Origin of the sequence: Microcystis sp. T1-4, assembly GCF_000297435.1 — a bacterium.
Lineage (GTDB): Bacteria > Cyanobacteriota > Cyanobacteriia > Cyanobacteriales > Microcystaceae > Microcystis.
In genome coordinates, this window is record NZ_CAIP01000186.1 from 15,007 (window position 1) to 36,116 (window position 21,110).

The following is a 21,110-nucleotide window of genomic DNA, read 5'->3' on the forward strand; positions in this document are numbered from 1 at the left end:
AGCTACTAACTGATAACTGGTATAGGAATTTTATCAAATGAAAGCACTGGAAAAACTGGTGACGGAACGATTATATTTAGTCCCCTTCAAGCTTGAACTTCTCGATGCCGCAATTATAAGTATCGATAAATTAGCAACAATTTTGGGGGTAAAAGTTGCAGCTGACTGGGCCGAACAAGAGTTGATTCAAGCTTTCCCTGATATTGCCAATATTTTGCTGCAATTCCCCTTACAAAATGAGTGGGGGTGGGGGAGTTTAATTATTCATCAAACAGAAAATACCCTTATTGGTCATGTGATGATCAAAATTATTCCTGATGCCACAGGTTTACCCACAGATGCTGTAGAAATTGGCTATCAAGTAGCGCCGTTATATCGACGACAAGGCTACGCATCTGAGGCGACAAAAGCAATGATGGACTGGACACTTTCTCAACCTGGTATGCAAACAGTGACCGCCGGCTGCGCTCCCGATAATATAGCTTCAAAGCGAGTTTTAGAAAAAATCGGCATGAATCTGATAGAAGCGAGAGAGAAAGTCTTGGTCTGGAAATTAAGTAGGGTTTGCTGAAAAAGTTTGTTGGTGGGGTTAACGGATTTAGTATTACTTCCCACTTGATCACTCAATCCAAGCTTTTGGGGGGTTCTACCCCCCAAACCCCCCGTGCATTAGTTTTTCGGTGGGATGCTTACACGCAGCCGCTGACGCATCTGTAATAATTTAAGAGTCACTCCCCTTGCAGGAGTATCTCTCCTGATATGTAGCCTATACTGAACGGATTTAGTATGATCGACGAATTTGCGTTATTTCAGCCTCTATTTTCAAGTCAGTAGTCGGGGGGAATCGGGAGTCGGAGCCTCGTCTTGGTCCGCAGATAAAAAACGAGCAAAGATGCGATGAAATACTCTGGCTCTGTCTTTGCCAGTTTATGAGTTAACTAGGATTTCAGCGATCGCCTGGGAGATAGGAAAATAAGGAGGATAAAGTTCTAGCCAGAAAAACTCGCCAACGGGATTAATTTCTAAAAAGATATAACGTTCATCTGGTGTGACAATCATATCAATTGCACCGTAATTAAGACCCAAATATTTCACTAATTCTAGTAGTTGTTTTTCAATAGTTTTCGGTAAATCGTAGGGTTGCCATTGTTGATGGAGCGCTCTTCCCTCTTTTCGCCAATCGTAGATAGCACCGTCTAATCGTTGGGAATTAATCGCCGCCGTAAATATTTGTTCACCGACGATAGTGATGCGTAATTCCAAAGCTTTAGGAATGTTTTCCTGAAAAGTCATTGGACAAAATTGCAAACCTTCCAAATTATCTAGGTCTTCCTTAGTAACAGGACTGGTAAAAACAACCATTTCCTCTTGCTTGTCTCCATAAATAGCAAATTGAGAAAGCATTTTAGTCACAATTCCCGTCACTTCAAACTCCTGAGCAAATTGCTTGACAGCTTCAGGATTATTAGAAGTTAAAGTCCCCGGAATTAATAAACCTAATTGTCGCGCCACTTGTAACTGCAATTGTTTATGATTGGCATGATCTACCTTAGCAATTGGGTCAAGATGAAAACCAGATAAACTAGCAATCATTCCTCGAATACTTAACCGACATTCCTTAAGAGAAGCTTCGCGAAATTGACTATCCATCCCATCGGGTAATTTTAGTCCGTATCTCATGCGTCGATACCAGACAGAAGAAACTTCTTTTAGCTCTAATTTTTTTTCTCCATCGGTAATAATTCCGCCTTTTTGACCGCCTGAGTAAAGATCAACTTTCACCTCTGTAGGGAAGCGATCAGTATCAAAACGGAAGGCTTTTTTACCCATCGTTTCTATGGCTTTGATTACCAGAGGAATACTTTCATTATCGTGGCTAAAAGTAACAATTAAAACGGTCATAGATTTCCTTGATGATTTGGGATTGAGAATCCTGATTAGATTTTGGATTGAGAATCTTGATAATCCTAAAATCCTCAAAATCCTGATTAGGTTTTGGTTTGATTTTTAGCATACTAAAAAATCGGCAATCGCATTAGAAATAGGTAAATCTAAATCCCGTTCTAACATTCCCCACTCACCACCCGGATTAACTTCTAAAAAAACGTATTCTCCCCTAGTAGTTAAGATAAAATCAAACGCCCCAAAATTCAACCCTAAATTAGCCATAAAAATCTGAAGTTGCTGCAATAGTGAATCGGGTAAAGTATGATGTTGCCAAGCACCAGGATCAATACCAGGTCTTCGCCAATCTACGGCAGAATTATTATACTGAGAAGATTCTAAAGCACCCACAAATGTCTGTCCATTAACCACGACAACTCTCAATTCTAATTGTTTGGGAATTTCCGCTTGAAAAACCATGGGACAATAACGTAAAGATTCCGCTTCCTCAAGGTCTTCTGCTTTCACCCTACTGGTATAAAGAAAAAATTCCGGCGATTCCATACTTCGGGCGATCGCAGTTAACAATTTACTCACCATTCGTCCCTGAACCTGGGAAAAAAACTCCCGGGCAGCATCAGGATTATTGGTAACTAAAGTGGGGGGAATAATTAAGCCAACTTCTGAGGCCAAACGAAGTTGTAATAACTTATTTTTAGCCTTCTCAATTTGCGCTAAATTATCTAACCAACGCGCTGACCTTAAACTATCCCAAAAACCGGCCAAAGTCGTCTGGGATTCTCGCACACAAACCTCCCGAAACTGAGGATCTAAATCCCCTGTTAGTTCAGGCTGCCAAATACGTCTTGTCCAAACAGATTGCACCTGTTGACTATCAATAGATTGATGGTTATAGGTTAATTGATAAAAACTTTTTTTCCCATTAAATTGGGCTGCTAATTGAACCTCTAAGGGAAATTTATCGGTATCTAAGCGAAAAGGTGTGGCTCCTTTTTTTTCTATCGCCTCAGCCACGCGGTCAATCGTGAAAAAATCGCCGCTATGGGTCAACAATAAAACAACTTTAGGCGATTCTTTCATATCAGTTGCAAGTCCTTACATTTTAACCCATCTTAAGGCTTTTGGGTCGGTCTTTATTGATCCTAATCTCAAGAAAATGCTGCAAAAAGTCTTGCTTTTGCTTGACTTATTGCAGTATTGGTTTTTTTCTTGAGTAATTACCAAAGTTACTTTACAGCACTTCTCAGGATCTCAACGTGCAGTTTTTTTGGCTGCAAGCCTTGCTTAGTGGCTCCTTTAGCTTTTTGTCTGTACGGTGTAATCAAGAAAAGTGCTGCAATTACTCATGTAACCTGAGTTTAAAACTCTTCCCAGTCAGAAGGGTATTTGAGTGTAACATTATATTCACGCTCAGGGGAAGGAGACTTGATGGAAGATTCCTCTTTGCTTACGGACAAGAAACGAGCAAAGAAAGGAAGTGCTTTACCTTGTTGATCGTTAGGATATGCCATTGTTATTCCTCTGGTAATTTCGAGTGAATAGGTTTGATCACTCAGACAAAACTAACCACCTGCAATAACCCCTGAAAGCTTTGCTGTGCATGGCTTTCAGAATTGGGATTGTGCAAATAATTTGCCTTTGTTTGGGTGATGGAAAACATCATAAGCACTAATCTGGCCAATGTCAAGCACTTAAGAACAATTTCTGCTAAATCCGACATTCAGCATATCTTCATATACTTGTATATGTTTTTACATTCCCCAAGATGTTTTAACGAAAAACCTTGATTATAGAAACTACTATTGAGAACATTGTCAATAATTGATTTTTTCTGAGAAAAAAATTTACAATTCTTCACCTTGATCAAAATCCATCATTGTAGTTATAATTCTTACTGGCAAGGGTTTGGAAGGAATATATTAGTAAAAATCATCAATTGAATGTTAAGAAGTGCGGAAAGTGGGTTTCCCACTCTACTAAATCTGCTCAAATATTAATTACCTAAGCAAAATTAATTATAGCGTTTCCTAAGCTATTGAGGTACACCTATTTTTCTTCCCTTTTGCCTTCTGCCTCTTGCCTTTTGCCTAAAACCCATAACTTTTGTACCTCAGCAGACTGAAAAACGCTATATACATCTAAGCCGTCAGCTTTTTGCCGTGATCAGTAAACAGTAAACAGTAATCAGTAAAAAGATAGTAGGAAACTTCTATTTAATACTCCACACTTAAAACTCAAATCTGATAACTGATAACTGATAACTGATAACTGATAACTGATAACTGATAGCTGCACAACTACTTAGTACAAACGCTTACGGGGGCGATAATTAGCCACGGATTCCACTAAACCCAAGGCGATAAAATTGGTTAATAAAGATGAACGTCCATAACTTAACCAGGGTAGAGGAATCCCTGTAATCGGGGCTAATCCCACGGTCATGCTAATATTAAGAATTGCCTGAAAAGCGATCATCGAGAGAACACCGATCGCTATTAAAGAACCGAAGTTTTCTTTAGCAGTATTAGCAATGACTAACAAACGCCAACAAACTAACCAGAAAGCTATTAAAACTAGAATACTGCCGACAAAACCGAATTCTTCCCCGACTACGGAGAAGATAAAATCGGTGTGCTGTTCGGGAATAAAATTTAATTGGGTTTGGGTGCCTTGGTGTAATCCCCGTCCCAATAATTCTCCGGATCCGATGGCAATGCGGGATTGAATTAATTGATAACCTCCCCCCAAAGGATTCTTTTCTGGGTGAAGAAATAGGGTTAAACGATCTTTTTGATATTCTTTTAATAAACCCCAAAAAACCTCGCCCAATTTACCCACTGCCAGATTAGTTGCCACCACGATGAAAGTAGATAAAAAACGGTAGGGAAGGGTAAACCAAGCAAGTACACCGATGATAATTGCTAAAACAATCCAAGCAGGAAAAAGTAAATTAAACAGAAAAACCGATGCGAGGGGAGATAACAGGATAATCATCCAAGGTAGTTTCGCATTAGCCCAGTAAATCATGCCTAGGGTAATTGCACCAAAGACTAATCCTGTCCCCAAGTCCGGCTGCGCCATAATTAACACCCAGGGGATGGCAGTGACGACAAAGACACGAGCGATCGCAAAAAGATTATCGGCGGGACGATGATGTAGGAGGGCCGCCAGGGTGATAATTAAACCTACCTTCGCAAATTCCGACGGTTGCACGTTAAAACTGCCGATATTAATCCAACTTTGCGCCCCATTCGCCGTCACCCCTAGGACAATTACCGCAATTAGGGAGAGATTGGTAAGAAGATAGGTTAACCAGTGCCATTTCAGCAGACTTTCGTAACGACAACGGGCCAGAAATAAAGCGATCGCCACTCCCACGCATCCGAATAACCAGTGTTGCCACCAGTCGAGAGCAGTGGTATGTCTTTCGGCACTACGAATCATTAAACCACCGAAAACGGTTAAACCCGTCACCAAAACGAACAAAAGCCAATCAATTTGGGCTATATCACGGAAAATAAAGCTAAACTGCTCACTAAAACCGCTTAGTTTCCTACTAACAAGGGACTGTCTTCTCACCATTTCTCTCCCCAAATTTACTAACTAACTAGGGTTTGCTCAATAAATCTAAAAACATTGTTCGATAAGACTTTTAGACCTTTTTGAAATCCAAAAGCACCGGACATTGGAGTGATTGGGGGGAAAATTTAGGGACTTTTTCCCTGAAAATGGGTAAAACCCTACACCCTACACCCAACCCCCCCGATGTCGGGGGGGTTGGGGGGGCCACACCCTGCCACCACCGAAAAACTTTTTGCCGCAAACCCTAACTATAGGCTGCCACGGATACTTTCGCCGCCACCTGACGAGCGATCGCTATCAGGGCTTTAGCTGAGGCCGATTCTGGTTGCCCCAAAACCACTGGTACACCAGTATCACCGCCCTCCCGCAGGGCTATCTCCAGAGGCACACATCCCAGTAAAGGAATACCCAATTCTTGCGAGGTTTTTTCCCCACCACCGGACCCAAATAGATCATAGGAGCGATCGGGCTGATCGGGAGGGATAAAATAACTCATATTTTCCACGATACCCAAAACCCGCGCCCCTAGCTGTTGGAACATTTTTAAACCCCGACGCGCATCAATTAAAGAAACCGTCTGGGGAGTGGTGACAATCACCGCACCCGCTAGGGGGACCGATTGAATTAAAGTTAATTGTGCATCCCCGGTACCGGGAGGCATATCGACGATTAAATAGTCTAAATCGCCCCAATTGACTTGATAGAGAAACTGACGGATAATGCCGTTTAACATCGGACCGCGCCAGATTACCGGTTGATCGGGGTTGATCAAAAAGCCCATGGAAACCATTTTGATGCCATGGTTAAAAGCCGGTTCCAATATCTCGCCATTTGCGCCCTGTACGGTCACTTGTGCGTCATTTAAGCCCAACATTGTCGGGGCGTTGGGGCCGTAGATGTCCGCGTCTAATAGCCCCACTTTTGCCCCTAAATGAGCCAAGGCGACGGCGATATTGACAGCCACGGTACTTTTCCCGACACCGCCCTTACCACTGGAAACGGCGATAATATTTTTAACCCCCTCCACGCCTTGGCGATCGGGTAAAGCTTTTTGTTGCGGGGTTTCGGCAGTTACCTCCACAGCGACACTTTCCACCCCGGGCAGCTGTTTAACGGCTTTTTGGCAGTCTTCCACGATAAATTCGCGCAAAGGACAGGCGGGAGTGGTCAAAACTAGGGTAAAGCTAACTTTTCCGCCATCGATCGCCACATTGCGGATCATGTTCAATTCCACTAGGCTTTTTTGCAGTTCCGGATCTTGAACGGGACGTAATACTTCTAAAATCGATGCGGTATCAAGGGGCATGGTTTCAGTGTCTCTAATCAAGTATTGTTCTTATGGTTATTTATCTTAACCTTGATACCCGCACAGTTATCAGTGGGGAGTGGGGAGTTTTTTGCTGTGAACAGTGAACAGTAAGTAGTCGTGCAAAATTAATTTCCTAGTGAAGATAGGCAAGAGGCAAAAGGCAATAGGCAAGAGCGGGGTTAGATATGTGTAATTAATTTTGCTTAGGTACTTAATCAGTGAACTGAAAGCTCACATCTGATAACTGATAACTGATAACTGATAACCTCTATTCCCTTATATCTCTAGATATCTAGATTACGGTAATAGGATCGCCGACTTTAATTGTACCTGTCTTTTCGGGGATGACATTTTCTCCGAACATGATGCCTCCGGGGAAACGGCGAAAAGTGCTTAAGGTTTTTAACGGTTCTTGCTGGGGATTTCTTCTACCTGTTTCTTGATCGGTGGTGGTGATAATACAGCGACTACAGGGTTTAACTAGAGCATAGGTGATCTCGGCAATTGTTATCTTTTGCCAACTACTTTCGCTAAAAGCTCGATCGCTACTAATAACAATATTAGGACGAAAACGATTCATCGGCACCGGTGCAACTAAACGCCGATTTAAGTCCTCTAAAGAAGCAGTATTAGTTAATAAAATTGGATAACCATCGGCAAAGCTGACGGGAGTATGATCGTTCCCTGCATAGCGAGGATTCGCGGGACGTGGATAATCCGGAGATTGTCGCACTAAACGACAGGGAATGTCGAGAATTTTCTCGAACCATTCGGCGATTTCATCCCCTTGATCCATGGCTATGGTGTGAGATTCCCAGATTTGAACCGCTCTTTTTTCTCCTGTGAAATTAGGACAAAAAGTTAGGGAATCTTGAGATGTTTTCAGAGAAAAATTATCCTCTGTCATCGTGATAGAAACGGTGGCTAATTGCGGATATTCTCTTTGAGTGATAAATTTACCCTTGCCATCCACTAACATCATTTCTCGATCCCAGAGTAAACCTTTAGGAGTCACTTCAGCTTGGGATAATTGAATACCTCGACAGGATTTAATCGGGTAGATATAGAGATCAGTAACCTGCATTTTCTTTCAGTAGTTCTACATATTTTTTCGCCACATCTTCCCAAGTCCAGAGATTAATTTTATTGGGAATATCTTCGGGTAACAAGCGAGGAATTGGATTGAGGATAAATTGTTCTAAACAATTAGCTAAACTTTCCGCATCTCCCCTAGGATAGAATTGCACTCTTTCAGGACAATTATATAATTCCACCTGTTCTTGAAACACTTCTAAATCGGAAGCGATAACGGGAATACCCTGTAAAATGGCTTCTGCTATTGCTAATCCAAAACCTTCGTATTTTGAGGGAAATACCACACAGGAACAGGTTTGATAATAAAATTGCAAGGTTTCATAGTCTTGATAACCTAATCCCTTGATATGACTCTCAAAAATTTCTTGATTTTCCCGATAAAGTCGGGTACATTCTTTGAGATATTCTTGGTATTCTTGGGTTTTAGACTGTTGAGATAATTGCAAATTTCCACTAACTAGATTATCGGTTTCTTTACCGATCAAAACTATTTGAAATTTTAAACCTTGTTTCGCTAGTTTAATGGCTGCTTTGAGCAAAGTCAGATGATCTTTGTAGATACCAAAAGAGGAAGGAAAATAAAAAGTAACTAGCTCACTTTTGACTAAATAACTCTTGGTATGAGACTGCTCGACAAATCCCGCTAAGGGTACAGCTTTTAACTTACTAGCATAGGTAGCATTGGGAAAAACTTTTAAAACATCGTCTTTAGTTTTTTGGGAAATTGTGAACAGTAGATTGGCCTTATCTAACCATTCTTTTAACGCTTCATTGTAGGGTTCTTGATAGGATTCTGAGTAAGTTAAGGGAGCAAATTGCCAAAAGACATCATAAATAATGCCACTTAAAGTAACCTTGACATTAGGGGGAGAAATCCGATTAGTCATCCCATACAAACAGTGATCAGCTTGGTAACGCTTGATAATCTGATTAATTCTTGCTTCGATGCGTAAAAGTTCAATTCTACGAGAGAAAAGACGATGAATAGAACTCAGTCTTAGGATTTTATAAAAATTCGCTAGAAGCTCATAAAAATAGATTGATTTTGTTTCAAAACTCTGGGGGTAAAAAGCAAAATCCTCATAGATAAGTTTATCGGAATCAGGCATTAAAGACTTAAAATATTCAATTTCATTACGAGGGAGGACGATAATAATTTGTTCGACGTATTCTAATAAGCTAGGTATTAAAGAGATAATGACTCTTTCTACTCCTCCTTTGCGATAAAACACGATCGGGATGACAATTTTCATAGATTTTCTGGCAGATAGATGGCAATAAAAAGATTGATTTTTGACTTGAACCTATTATATGATAGGCTCGAATTGTTCTACTGAGTCGAGAAATCGAGTTAAATTCGAGAAACTAAGGCTCTATCACCCATCGCCCCTATTTTCCCTCGATCTTGGAGAAAAAGAGTGTCACAAGCTACTCCATCCCTACAATCTAATCTCAAACAATGGCTACGGGCCAGCGCACCTTCCCTATTTCAAATTAAACAGCGTTTGAGCGCCCGTCGTTGGCCGAAAAAATCGATCGTTATTTACACAGAAAAATATCGTCCCATGCGTCCGGCGGAAATTTGGCAACGGGGGGCCAGTGGCACCCAGGCATCGGTGGCTTTTTTAGCGCAGGAATGGACGAAACGCGGCTATAAAGTGACGATTTTCGGCAATTGTGAGGGTATGGAAGGGGAACAGGACGGTATTCGCTATGTTAATTATTACCAGATGAATTGGCAGGATCACTTTGAGACATTGGTGATCTCTCGTCATCCCACCTATTGCCGTCCGGGTACCAAGGCAGAACGAATTTTTTTTGATTGGCACGATATTAAAGTGCCGGCAGACTCCTATACCCCCGAAATTTTGGCTAGATACGACAAAATTTTCTGTAAAAGCCAATATCAACGGGATTTACTGGATTTCTGTCCCGATCATCAATGTCCGATTGTTCCTAATGGTATCGATACTTCCCTTTTGGCTGTAAGTGAGACAGTGCCGGAAAGTGAGCATCTTCCCTATCGTCTAGTCTATGCCTCTCGTTATTATCGGGGCCTAGAGTCGATGTTAAAGCATGGCTGGCCGATTATCAAGGCGGCAATTCCCGCAGCCGAGTTACATCTCTACTATGGTTTTACTAAACGGGATGAAATTGGCGATCGCAAGGAATGGCGCGATAATTTAATGGCTTTGATTAAAGCTAGTGCGGGGGTAGTTGATCGCGGAATGATGGGTTATCGTCAACTAATCGAGGAAAAAGCGCGCTCTGCTATTCATTACTACGGTTGCACCTATCGTGAGATCGATTGTATTTCTGTGCGCGAGTCGGCAGTGGTGGGTTGTCTGCCAGTGGTGACGGATTTTGCTGTTTTTCGAGAAAAGGACTACTGTGTGAAAGTGCCGGGAGAAGTAACCGATCCGGCTACTCAGGAAGCTATAGCCTGGAAAATTGTCGAATTACTGAAAAATCCCCAGCTTTTGCATCAAGAGCGCGAAAGATGTCGGAAAATTGCCCTAAATGACACTTGGGAGCGATCAGCCGCCGCTTGGTTAGATGTGATTGAAAAGGAGTCTCCCAGTCAGTAGATTGTTTACTCAGACTGGAAAACTGACCTTTTCGCTTAATAAGTGCCTAAATTAGGGATTTTAAGGGGAAGTACGCCCTTGAAATCTCACTTATGCTGGATATCGATGAGCATTTCTTCTAAAACCCTGGCTACGCTTAGGATTAAGTCTTCGCGATCGGGTGCGGCGATGATTTGCAAACCTAAAGGTAGCCGGGATGAACGTTTAATCGGCAACGAAAGGGCAGGTAAACCGATAAAAGAAAAAGGTTGGGTGAATCTGCCTAAATTAGGTCTAATTAATAGCTCTTGCCCGTCAATAATCATTTTTTCTACTCCTAACTGCGGCGCAATACAGGGAATCGTCGGGGTGAGGATAATATCGACTTCGCTGAAAATCTCTCGCAGACGATCGCGATACCAACGGCGAAAACGTTGAGCCTGTAAATACCAGCTAGAGGGAATTAATGCCCCTGCCAAGAAGCGATCCCGGGTTGCGGGGTCAAAATCCTCTAATCTGGTCTGTAAACGCGGTAAATGCCAATTTGCGCCCTCGGAAGCGGTAATTATATAGGCGGCTGCCCTGGCGCGGACGGTTTCGGGAATGGTGATTTTTTTGGTAACTCCTAAACGTTCGGCGATCGCTGTCACCGCCTCGATTACTTCCGGTTCGGCTCCCTGCTGAAAATAATCATCGGCAAGGGCTATTTTTACCCCCTCTAAGCCATTTAAAGGAGCTTTAAGGTTATTTTTGGCAAAAAGACTCCAAATAGCCGCCATATCCGCCACATTGTCGCTAAAAAATCCCAGATGGTCTAAACTACTAACGAACAAAAATAGACCCTGACGGGATACGCGCCCAAAGGTGGGTTTTAGCCCCACCACGCCACAGCAAGCGGCGGGAACCCTCACCGAACCATTAGTATCGGAACCGAGGGCGAGAGGCACTAAATTAGCGGCAACGGCAGCGGCGGAACCGCCGGAGGATCCTCCCGAGACGCGACTAGGATCGCGGGGGTTGGGAGTGGCTCCATAATGGGCATTTTCGGTGACAAAACCGTAAGCGTACTCATCCATATTGGTCGCCCCCACCAAAACTGCCCCGGCCGCTTCTAGGGGTTGAATAGCGATCGCATCTTGTCCAGCGACAGGGTGATCTCGATTGATTTTGGAACCGGCAAGGGTGACAATACCCTCGATATCAAAGAGGTTTTTGACGGCGAAGGGGACCCCTGCTAAGGAGCCGACGGCTTGCCCATTGGCGATCGCTTGATCGATTTTTTGGGCTTGGGCGAGCGCCCTAGGCTGTAAAATGTCGGTAAAGCAATTTAAATGGGGATTTTTCGTCCCTATCTCCGCCAAAGTCTGGCTAATAACTTCTAAGGCGCTAGTTTGACGATTTTGGATCGATCGAGCTAAATTGCTTACAGAAATAGTCATGGTTCAAAGCTGAGGGCACTTTCCTCGTCATCCTCTAAGGGAAATTCTGTCACTAAACTGGCGATTTCTTGCAAGCGTTGCCAGTTTTCAACCACAGAATTTAAATAGCGATCGGGAATGGTCAAGTCTAGGATTTTCGCTGTGATCATGATGTATTCTTCCGGGTTATTCATACAGGGTCAGCGCATCTCAAAGCCTATTGACAGCTAGATTGTAGCTCTTGAGTGCAAGCAGGTAAGCCAGCCGCCAGCAGGGTAAACATATAATCATTATCCATCGCTGCCCACTTTGACTTCTGCCTGAGGCTGCGCTTGAAGGTAGATTCTCGCTTGAGGGTATTGACAGCAAAACGCCGCACCAGTCCCAGATTGTCTGGGACCTGCCGAGAGCGGACACGACAAGCATCTTCCCCAAAAGTGACATCGAGCGTCCAATGTCAGGAATTTTCAATACCCCAGTGCGGGCGAATGGCCAGGGCAATTTTGGGACTATAGTCAGGTAAACTGCTCAGGTAAAACTGAATTTCCGACGTTGTCAAATTGAAAGATGATCCGAATCAGATGGGAACTCAAATTACTTTGATAGCAAGGATTGCATTGCATCTTTCATATTCTGATCTGACAACGCCAATTTTTTTTATTGCTCGCTATGATCGTTAATTTTAACGCAATTTTTCAAAGCCGACGGCATCGGCAATACTCGCCCCGCTACTAATTATTACAAAGTATTAACTTCTCTCTCAGAAACGGGACAAAAGGCGGGCGGGTTGCCTATGCTTGCAAAAACCCCAAGCACCGACGAGTATATGTTTCAGCCCTTCCTCCACTACCTAGAGCGAGAACTATTCGCACGCTTCCCGTTACAGACTCGTCCGATTCTGCCAGAGTTGGAATTTCAAGTTAGTCAACGGGGGAAAAATCCGGCTATGATTGAAAGCTGGTGCTATCAGTGTCCCCAATTCCGCAAAATTCGCTACACCTACATTAACGCGGGGGAAACAGCCCAAATTTTTAATAGTGTCATTTATCCTAGTTACAATTACGATTTACCCCTGCTGGGCATTGATTTTTTGGCGTTTGGAAAAAAGAAAATATTAGTAGTTCTCGATTTTCAACCTCTTTTTCGCGACCAAGATTATTTAACCAAATACATCGAACCTATGCGATCAATCCGGGATAAATACCCCGATTTAGCTCAAGATTTGCCGATGAAATACTACGACGCTAATCAGTATTTTTCCCCCTATCTGCTCTTTGCTAAAACCGATGCGGAGACAGTAGTTAAGCAACTTTTCCCCGCTTATCAAGAGTTTATCCAACTGTATTGGCAACTGTTAGAAAAAGCCCAACCCCTAACCAGCGCAGCCGCACAAGAACCGATTATCGCCGCCCAAAAAGACTACGATCGATATAGTGCCGAACGGGATCCCGCTTCCGGTCTATTTAGCAGTTATTTCGGTCAGGAATGGTCAGAAAAATTCCTGCACCAATTCCTCTTTGAAGATGCCATTGCCACCGCCATCCACGCTTAGAAAAAAGCTTGCCCATGTCTCTTTATCAACCCTTTTTAGACTCCGCTTTCACCCTGCTGTCAGAACAGTTGTCCCTACAACCCTATCCCATTCCCGTCGGCTTTGAACGGAAGGAAACGGTTACAGGCAAGGGAAAAAGACAGGAAACGGTCATTACCACCAGCTATGCTTGGCAATCCTCAAAATTGCGGCAAATTCGAGCCGCCCACGTTTGCGGAGGTGATTCCCTTCAGGTGCTTAATTTTGTCATTTTTCCCCGTTTAGAGTACGATTTGCCCTTTTTCGGGGCGGATTTAGTCACCTTGCCGGGGGGTCATCTGATTGCGATCGATCTGCAGCCACTTTTCCATGATCGCAATTACCAAGAAAAATACAGCGATCCGATTATGCCGATTTTCCGATCCTATCAGGCTGATTTGCCCTGGGGAGGCGACTTTCCCGAAGAAGCCAAGGGCTTTTTTTCCCCCGCTTTTCTCTGGACAAGACCCCCGGAGACGGAAACCGTGCAAACGCGGGTTTTAGGGGCATTTAAGGACTATCTACAAGCTTATTTGACTCTGGTAGCTTCATCGACAGCGATTAGGGATCGCCAACAGTTAACGGCGATCGAAAAGGCCCAATTAGCCTACATTAACTATCGGGCTGCAAAAGATCCCGCTAGGGGAATGTTTACCCGTCTCTACGGACAGGAATGGACAGAAGAATATATTCACGGTTTCCTGTTTGATTTAGATCGTCAATTGGCGATCATGGGTTGAGTTTTCCCGATCAACCCCGCTATGATTAGCGGTTATCAAGACAAAAAAACTCCCGTGGTAAGTGTACTATCGATCATCACTCCCAAGATTATCTATCTCGGTCTGGCCGGGATAGCGGTCTTGGGAATTTATTATTTATTGCAGAGTCAGATCGCCAGTCGTCGTCAAGTGGAGATAACTTTACGACAACAAACCGAGCGGGAGCGTTTAATCAATCAGATCGCCCAAAATATTCGGCAATCCTTAAAATTAGGGGAAGTTTTAACCACCACCGTCGCCGATGTGCGTCAATTTTTACTCACCGATCGCGTGTTAATTTATCGTCTCAATGACGACGGTACGGGTAGCGCCATTACTGAGTCAGTTTTGCCAGAATATCCCGCCATTTTGGGGGAAACTTTCCCCCCCGAAGTTTTTCCCCCGGAATATCATCAGGCATATATCCAGGGCAAAATCAGGGCAATCGCTGATGTTAACCGAGAAGATGTGGAACCCTGTCTAGTAGAATTCCTGGCCCAGTTCCGCGTCCAAGCTAAATTAGTCGTTCCCATTATCCAACAGTTCCGCGAACAGGATTCATCTACCCCGCACCTCTGGGGACTGTTGATCGCCCATCACTGCCGCAGCCGGCGACAATGGCAACCCCTAGAAATCGATCTGATGAAACAGTTAGCCACCCAAGTGGCGATCGCTATTCAGCAATCAGAACTCTACGAACAACTGGGACAACTAAACGCCGAATTAGAGGATCGGGTGCGTCAACGGACTGAAGAACTAGCCCGGACTAACCAAGCACTACGGGAAGAAATCGCCGAACGTCAACGCACAGAGGTGGCCCTGCGTCATACTAACCAAACTCTACAATCTTTGATCGCCGCCTCTCCCCGGGCAATTTTTAGCCTCGATTTACAGGAAAGGGTGAAAATGTGGAATCCGGCGGCCGAAAGGATGTTCGGTTGGACGGAAGCAGAAGTGATTGATCGCCCCAATCCCGTCATTTCTAGGGAAAATGAGCCGGAATACGAAAACCTCTGGCAGAGCGTTTTAGCGGGAATATCGCCCCCTAGTCTGGAAATTGGCCGGCAAACTAAAGAGGGAAAAGCGATCGAGATCGTCTTTTCTGCCGCTCCCCTCACCGATAGTGATGGTCAAATCGACGGGTTAGTGGCAGTGGTGGCCGATATCAGCGAACAGAAGCGACAAGCGGAACAGGTGCGTCTTTTACAGTCGGTGGTAGTCAATACCAATGATGCGGTAATTATCACCGAAGCCGGACCGATCGAGCCGCCAGGACCGCGGATTCTCTACGTTAACCAAGCTTTCACCACAATGACAGGCTATAGTCTCGAGGAAGTGCTGGGCCAAACCCCACGCATTTTTCAGGGACCCAAAACCGATCCCGAAGCTGTTAAAAGAGTGCGAGATGCTTTCTTGCGTTTGCAACCTGTCACCGGGGAGGCGATCAACTATCGCAAGGATGGCAGTGAATTTTGGGTGGAGTTTAGTATTGTGCCGGTGGCGGATAAACGGGGAAAATATACCCACTGGATTTCTATTCAACGGGATATTAGCGAACGCAAACAAACAGAGGAAGCACTGCGACAGAGTGAAGAACGTTTTCGCTCCCTGATCGAGAATGCCCTCGATATTATCACAATTATCAGTCCTAACGGCACGATTTACTACGAAAATCCCTCCGTTGAGAAGGTTTTAGGCTATTCTCCCCCGGAATTAATCGGTCAAAACTTTTTTTCCTATATTCACAAAGATGATCTGGCCGATGTCTGTTCCCTGTTAAGTCAATCTCTCAACAATAGCGGAGAAACCCGCTCGATCGAGTTCCGTCGTCGTCATCAGGATGGCCAATGGCGCACTTTTGAGGCCCTGCCTAAGGCCTTAAGTTTTAACGAAACCGGGGAACTAGCGATCGAAGGTGCTGCTTCCCCGAAAATTTTTATCAATTCTCGCGATATTACCGAACGCAAGCGCCTTGATGAGGTGCGGATGGCCCTGGAACGGGAAAAAGCTCTTAGCGCCCTGAAAACTAACTTTTTTTCCATGGTTTCCCACGAATTTCGCACCCCTTTAAGCACGGTACTGGCCGCGGCCCAGTTGTTGGAAACTTCCCCCGGCGCTTGGGAAAATCCCGAAAAAAGAGAACGGAATCTGCATCGCATTCAAGAGTCAGTCCGCAATATGGTTCAGTTACTCGATGATATTCTCACTATTAATCGCGCCGAAACTGGTAAGTTAGAATTTAATCCCCAATGGCTGGATCTGGAGAAATTTGGCCGTCATCTACTGGAGGAAATGCAGTTAAGCGCCGGCAGTCAACACACGCTAATTTTTGTCTGTCAGGAAACTAATACTAGCGCCTACGTCGATGAAAAGTTATTGCGATCGATCCTAGAAAATCTGCTCACTAACGCGATTAAATATTCACCCACCGGCGGACAGGTCCACTGTTCTATTACTTTTTTGGAGAAAGCTATTCAATTACAGATTCGCGATCGGGGTTTGGGCATTTCGATGGAAGATCAAAAACAGTTATTTGAACCTTTCTATCGCGGAAAAAATGTCCGTCACATCGCCGGCACCGGCTTGGGGTTAGTAGTAGTGCAGAAATGCGTCGAACTACACGGCGGTTCGATCGAAATTGCTAGTATCCCCGGCAATGGAACCACTGTCACGATTCTATTACCGAAACTGGCCTGAAAATCAATAAATCGGAGCGAGAATCATTCTCAATGGGGTGAAAACTTCCGGGGAAGAAATTAGAAAACATCACCTAGACGGGCATATTCTAAAATTGACCGACTGAGAGCATCGCGATCATCGCGAGTGAGGTAATAATTCCGGCCGCCGATATCATTGAGAAATCGCAGTAGGGCCAGACAAGCGGACTCTAGATCCGCTCTGCGTCGGGCAGCCGCTAAAGCTTGTTCCGAGGTGGCATAAACTAGGCAATCGCTAATTCCTTCGCTGCCATCCACTCGCCAACATTGAAAAGAATAACCCTGCATTTCTAGGATCAATTCAATCTGCCAGCCGTGATAGTCAAATCGCGTATAAATCATCTCAAGCAGCCCCTTGTAGGAGAGGAAAGTCACAGGTTTGACCGCTCTGATTGTCTAGAAGTCCTGCACCTGTCTAACTTTCTAATTTAATGGATGATTATGGAAACCCTCTGCAAACTTCGTGCAGATTTCGTGCAGAAATGATTTTGTCCACTGTCTAGGGTTTGCTGAAAAAGTTTATTGGTGGGGTTAGGAGTCAGGAGGCAGGAGTCAGGAGGCAGGAGGCGGTCGGCAGGAGGAAAAATCGAATATGCAATTTAGATTCAAAACAGCTTATTACTTTAAACGATAACCGAGACCGTGAACGGTTTCAATAAAGTCTTCCGGCGCACCGAGGGATTTTAGCTTGTGACGAAGACCGCGAATATGGGAAGTAACGGTTTCCTCGGCTGGAGAATCGTCCAAAGACCAAACTCGCTCAATAATACCCGATCGACTTAAGACCCGGCGTCCATGGGTAACAAGTAATTCTAAGAGAGCGAATTCCTTGGGGGTGAGGGAAAGAAGTTGACCGTTATAACTGGCCTCGTGGGTACTGGGATTTAATTGCAAACCCCCCCAAGATAATAAAACACTGCTGGTGCTGCTGCCGCGTCGGATCAAGGCCCGAATCCGCGCCATTAATTCGCCCAAATCGAAGGGTTTAGTGACATAATCATCGGCCCCTGCGTCTAATCCGTCGATTTTATCGATTACCGTATCCCTTGCGGTTAATAATAGGACGGGAACGGTGGCATTAGCAAAGACGGGATGATGGGATTCCGCTCGTCGCAGACGTTGACAGAGCAAAGTTCCGCTTAATTTGGGCAGGGTGACATCGAGAACTAAAAGGTCATATTTGCCTAATTCTAGCCAATTCCAGCCTTCTTCTCCGTCTCTAGCCACATCGACAACGTATTGTCGCTCGCTCAATGCCTCTCGCAAAATCTCGGCTAGTTGCATATCATCTTCTACTACTAAAATTCGCATGGTCTAGAGTTGACACTCCCGCCGTTAAGCTGACGCTGTGACGGGGGATTCTTGATTCACAGAAACCCGCTTTTCGGTACAAGTACCAACGAGTCTTACAGTTTCTCCCCAAGCTTGAAATTCCGACTGTCCATCGGTATTTGTTGACAGTATTCTCATACCTTCTTCCCTTAAATTCTTGGCGGCGTTTTCATCTCTATCGTGCTGCGTCTTACATTCTGGACAAATCCATTCACGAATACTGAGAGTCAATAAATCATTTTTAAATCCACAGCAAGAACAGAGTTTTGTACTCGGATAAAACCTGTCAACTTCTACAAGTTTTCCTCCCTCTCTTTCTAGCTTGTAATCCAAGAAATTAAGCAACATACCAAAACCAGCGTCATGTATTGATTTGGCTAATTTAGTCCTTGCTAACCCTTTAATATTCAGATTCTCGGCTACAACGATTTGGTTTTCATCGCATAACTTTCTGGAGAGTTTATGAAGAAAATCCTGTCTAGTATTTGCTATCTTTTCGTGAACCTTGGCTACCTCCTTAATGGCTTTTTGGCGATTATTAGACCCCTTGGCTTTACGAGACAATGCTTGTTGTCTCCGCTTTAAACGTTTAGCATATTTTCTGGTAGGTTTGATTGGGTCAATCTTGTAGGTTGTTTCACCATCAAAAACCGTAACTAAAGAAGATAAACCTAGGTCTATCCCTGATATTTTTAGTTTTTCAATGGTTGTTGAGTCATCCATCTCAAACAAGATGGCAGCAAAATATTTATCTGTACTGGTTTTAGAAACAGTTACGGATTTAATCTTACCATTTATTACTTGAGAAATCTTAGCTTTTACAACCCCTAATTTAGGTAGCTTAATTCCCTTATTTCTAATTGAACAACTTTCAGGATAACGGATTGATTGTTTTTTGTGCTTACTTTTAAATTTAGGGAATTTTGTGCTTTTTGAGAAGAAGTTCTTAAAAGCAGATTCTAAGTTTTTCAATGATTGCTGCAAGGTAGCGGCAGTAGCCTCAGCTAACCATTCAAAATCCAGTTGTTTCTTGAGTTGGGTAAGGTCTTTTGCCATGTCACAGTAGGTCATTCCTTTACCAGTCTCTAGGTACTGATTGTTAGTTTTATTTAAGTAGTAATTCCAAACAAAACGGACGCAACCAAAGTTTTTAGCTAAGGCTAGTTCCTGTTTTTTGTTTGGGTATATTCTCACTTTTAAAACATTTAACATCAGCCTGACCCCATCTGTGCTATCTTTTCAGTGTAACACTTACCGCTTAAATATGTCAAGCTCATACATACCTTGAGAATCAAGCCTTTCCTTATTAGGAAACACTGTCGCGTTAGTTTAGATTCTGGGGGCAATTCATCTCCCGTTAATTTCTGGTATATTTTTAATTAAGGAGAAATTTAACGGGAGTCCTCTTGCTCCATTTAGATAGAGTAAGCTGGAAATAGTGTCAGTTAACTGCTGATGAATTGGCTCAAACAAGGAAAATGGATCGCGGGAGGTTTCGGGCTAACTGTCTTATTGATGGGAACTATTAGCCTAGTTTCCTATCGCAATACCCTCGCCCTGCGTCAGCGCGCTGCCGAGGTGGAAGTTACCTACGAGATCATCGATAATCTCGCTAATCTTTACGCTAACATGGCGGTGGCCGAATCGGGAAGACGCGATTATATCAAAACTGGCAGCCCCAGTGAATTAGGCCGTCATCATCGGGCGATCGCTTTGATGCAATCTAACTGGCAACTCCTAGCCAAACAATTAGAAAACGGCACGGATTTCGAGCGGGAAATGGTCACTCAGATCGGGGATTTAATGTATCGGCGAATTGCTTTATTTAATCAATCGATCGCTACCTATAAATTCGATCAATCCGATGATATTTTTCAAGATGTAATCACGGTTAAAAGTGTCGAAGTCCGGGATAAGTTTCAAAATCTTCTTACCTATTTACAAGCTAGTCAGAAAAGGAATTTAAGAAGTAGCATCGCTAGTTCTAGGGATAGTATTAGCGAAAATTCTCTGTTGGGTTTACTGGGAACTTTTATCAGTTTTGGGATTATTTGCGGAGTTTATCTCTTGGTTTTTTGGCAAGAGAAACGGCAACAAAAAAGTGAGGAAATTCACCGGCTATTACTACAGGAAAAAGAACTTTCTGACCTAAAAATTCAGCTTTTTTCCATGATATCCCATGAGTTCAGAACCCCTTTGACCGTGATTTTTTCCGCCTCGCAGTTATTAGAAAACGGCTTAAAAGATGCAGATCAGTCGAGCAGAAAAAACCTATACAGGATCCAGTCTTCTGTCAAGCTAATGAATCAATTCTTAACAGATATTTTGATTTTAACAAGGGCAGAATCTGGAAATCTAAGATGTCAACTAGAACCGCTCGATATTGAAGCTTTTTGTTTAAATTTAGTCGAGGATTTTCAATTTATTAATAAAAATAATACACCGATTAAATTTGTCAGTCAGGGATTGATGAGCCGTCCTTATCTAGATGAGAAACTGCTCTACTCGATTTTAAGTAATTTACTCTTAAATGCGATTAAATATTCCCCCACGGGAGCAGGGATTAGTTTGATTTTGGGGAAAGATAGCGATCGCATTGTTTTTCAAGTCCGGGATCACGGGATCGGCATTGCCGAGGAAGATAGAGACAGGATCTATGAACCCTTTTATCGGGGTCAGAATGTGGAAAATATTATCGGCACGGGATTGGGGTTAGCAGTGGTTAAAAAATGCGTCCAACTCCACCGTGGCGAAATCGCCCTAGATAGCCAAGTGGGTAAGGGAACAAGCTTTACCGTTAAACTGCCCATGTCACCCTAGTTCCAGCTTGAGCGGCCAAAAGATTACAAAATGTAAC

At 43.7% G+C, this 21,110-nt stretch carries 18 protein-coding genes and 1 pseudogene; 6 read left to right on the forward strand and 13 right to left on the reverse strand.

The genetic code is table 11. The features are described from left to right. The first annotated feature begins 37 nt into the window (after positions 1 to 37). Complete coding sequence (locus tag MICAI_RS11590; protein WP_008201943.1) at positions 38 to 571, forward strand: GNAT family N-acetyltransferase; 534 nt, start codon at positions 38 to 40, stop codon at positions 569 to 571. A gap of 356 nt (positions 572 to 927) precedes the next feature. Here the strand turns inward: MICAI_RS11590 and MICAI_RS11595 are convergent, their stop codons facing one another. The 7 genes from MICAI_RS11595 to MICAI_RS11620 all read right to left on the reverse strand — a co-directional run bounded on the left by MICAI_RS11595 (position 928) and on the right by MICAI_RS11620 (position 9,144). After that, complete coding sequence (locus MICAI_RS11595) at positions 928 to 1,902, reverse strand: MvdD family ATP-grasp ribosomal peptide maturase (protein ID WP_008201946.1); 975 nt, start codon at positions 1,900 to 1,902, stop codon at positions 928 to 930. 105 nt (positions 1,903 to 2,007) lie between these two features. Next, complete coding sequence (locus MICAI_RS11600) at positions 2,008 to 2,985, reverse strand: MvdC family ATP-grasp ribosomal peptide maturase (RefSeq protein WP_008201948.1); 978 nt, start codon at positions 2,983 to 2,985, stop codon at positions 2,008 to 2,010. Between the two features lie 278 nt (positions 2,986 to 3,263). Beyond that, complete coding sequence (locus tag MICAI_RS23810; RefSeq protein ID WP_008201950.1) at positions 3,264 to 3,416, reverse strand: microviridin/marinostatin family tricyclic proteinase inhibitor; 153 nt, start codon at positions 3,414 to 3,416, stop codon at positions 3,264 to 3,266. Between the two features lie 790 nt (positions 3,417 to 4,206). After that, positions 4,207 to 5,487: a rod shape-determining protein RodA gene (rodA, locus tag MICAI_RS11605; protein ID WP_008201951.1), complete on the reverse strand. Its 1,281-nt coding sequence runs from the start codon at positions 5,485 to 5,487 to the stop codon at positions 4,207 to 4,209. Between the two features lie 244 nt (positions 5,488 to 5,731). Continuing rightward, complete coding sequence (locus tag MICAI_RS11610; RefSeq protein WP_002733003.1) at positions 5,732 to 6,793, reverse strand: Mrp/NBP35 family ATP-binding protein; 1,062 nt, start codon at positions 6,791 to 6,793, stop codon at positions 5,732 to 5,734. A gap of 295 nt (positions 6,794 to 7,088) precedes the next feature. Continuing rightward, on the reverse strand, positions 7,089 to 7,880 hold the full coding sequence (locus MICAI_RS11615) for an MOSC domain-containing protein (protein WP_008201953.1): 792 nt from the start codon (positions 7,878 to 7,880) through the stop codon (positions 7,089 to 7,091). Further along, positions 7,867 to 9,144 carry a glycosyltransferase gene (locus MICAI_RS11620; RefSeq protein WP_008201954.1) on the reverse strand — a complete coding sequence of 426 codons (1,278 nt, stop codon included), beginning with the start codon at positions 9,142 to 9,144 and terminating at the stop codon, positions 7,867 to 7,869. Before MICAI_RS11620 ends, MICAI_RS11615 begins: the two co-directional genes overlap by 14 nt. Before the next feature lie 165 nt (positions 9,145 to 9,309). Here MICAI_RS11620 and MICAI_RS11625 point away from each other — a divergent pair, with 165 nt between their 5' ends. Further along, a complete protein-coding gene (locus MICAI_RS11625) occupies positions 9,310 to 10,479 on the forward strand; it encodes a glycosyltransferase (RefSeq protein ID WP_008201955.1) in 1,170 nt (389 codons plus the stop codon). Between the two features lie 86 nt (positions 10,480 to 10,565). On the opposite strand, the gene MICAI_RS11630 is transcribed toward MICAI_RS11625, so the two are convergent. From MICAI_RS11630 to MICAI_RS27080, 3 genes and pseudogenes are all read right to left on the reverse strand, one after another. Next, complete coding sequence (locus MICAI_RS11630) at positions 10,566 to 11,897, reverse strand: AtzE family amidohydrolase (protein WP_008201956.1); 1,332 nt, start codon at positions 11,895 to 11,897, stop codon at positions 10,566 to 10,568. Further along, on the reverse strand, positions 11,894 to 12,070 hold the full coding sequence (locus MICAI_RS23815) for a DUF4089 domain-containing protein (RefSeq protein ID WP_008201957.1): 177 nt from the start codon (positions 12,068 to 12,070) through the stop codon (positions 11,894 to 11,896). The genes MICAI_RS11630 and MICAI_RS23815 overlap by 4 nt, the downstream gene beginning before the upstream one ends. Before the next feature lie 23 nt (positions 12,071 to 12,093). Then, positions 12,094 to 12,441 (reverse strand): annotated as a pseudogene (locus MICAI_RS27080) (ISAs1 family transposase); the annotation flags it as partial. 261 nt (positions 12,442 to 12,702) lie between these two features. On the opposite strand from MICAI_RS27080, the gene MICAI_RS11635 reads away from it, so the two are divergent. Genes MICAI_RS11635 through MICAI_RS11645 form a run of 3 tightly spaced genes read left to right on the forward strand, consistent with a single transcriptional unit; the run spans position 12,703 to position 16,901 of the window. Then, the gene (locus MICAI_RS11635; protein WP_039900039.1) at positions 12,703 to 13,428 is read left to right on the forward strand and encodes a 15,16-dihydrobiliverdin:ferredoxin oxidoreductase; all 726 of its coding nucleotides are present in this window, start codon (positions 12,703 to 12,705) and stop codon (positions 13,426 to 13,428) included. A 14-nt stretch (positions 13,429 to 13,442) separates the two neighbouring features. Next, positions 13,443 to 14,186: a phycoerythrobilin:ferredoxin oxidoreductase gene (locus MICAI_RS11640; RefSeq protein WP_008201963.1), complete on the forward strand. Its 744-nt coding sequence runs from the start codon at positions 13,443 to 13,445 to the stop codon at positions 14,184 to 14,186. Positions 14,187 to 14,207: 21 nt separating this feature from the next. Continuing rightward, complete coding sequence (locus tag MICAI_RS11645; protein ID WP_008201964.1) at positions 14,208 to 16,901, forward strand: PAS domain S-box protein; 2,694 nt, start codon at positions 14,208 to 14,210, stop codon at positions 16,899 to 16,901. A gap of 59 nt (positions 16,902 to 16,960) precedes the next feature. Here the strand turns inward: MICAI_RS11645 and MICAI_RS11650 are convergent, their stop codons facing one another. The 3 genes from MICAI_RS11650 to MICAI_RS11660 all read right to left on the reverse strand — a co-directional run bounded on the left by MICAI_RS11650 (position 16,961) and on the right by MICAI_RS11660 (position 19,465). After that, positions 16,961 to 17,263, reverse strand: a complete 303-nt coding sequence (locus MICAI_RS11650) for a hypothetical protein (RefSeq protein WP_008201966.1) — start codon at positions 17,261 to 17,263, stop codon at positions 16,961 to 16,963. Between the two features lie 276 nt (positions 17,264 to 17,539). Then, entirely contained in the window at positions 17,540 to 18,232 is a 693-nt protein-coding gene (locus tag MICAI_RS11655) for a response regulator transcription factor (RefSeq protein WP_008201967.1), read from the reverse strand. A gap of 24 nt (positions 18,233 to 18,256) precedes the next feature. Then, positions 18,257 to 19,465 (reverse strand): RNA-guided endonuclease InsQ/TnpB family protein, encoded by a 1,209-nt coding sequence (locus MICAI_RS11660; protein WP_008201969.1) that lies wholly within the window; start codon positions 19,463 to 19,465, stop codon positions 18,257 to 18,259. Between the two features lie 243 nt (positions 19,466 to 19,708). On the opposite strand from MICAI_RS11660, the gene MICAI_RS11665 reads away from it, so the two are divergent. Next, positions 19,709 to 21,073: a sensor histidine kinase gene (locus MICAI_RS11665; RefSeq protein WP_008201971.1), complete on the forward strand. Its 1,365-nt coding sequence runs from the start codon at positions 19,709 to 19,711 to the stop codon at positions 21,071 to 21,073. Positions 21,074 to 21,110: the final 37 nt, after the last annotated feature.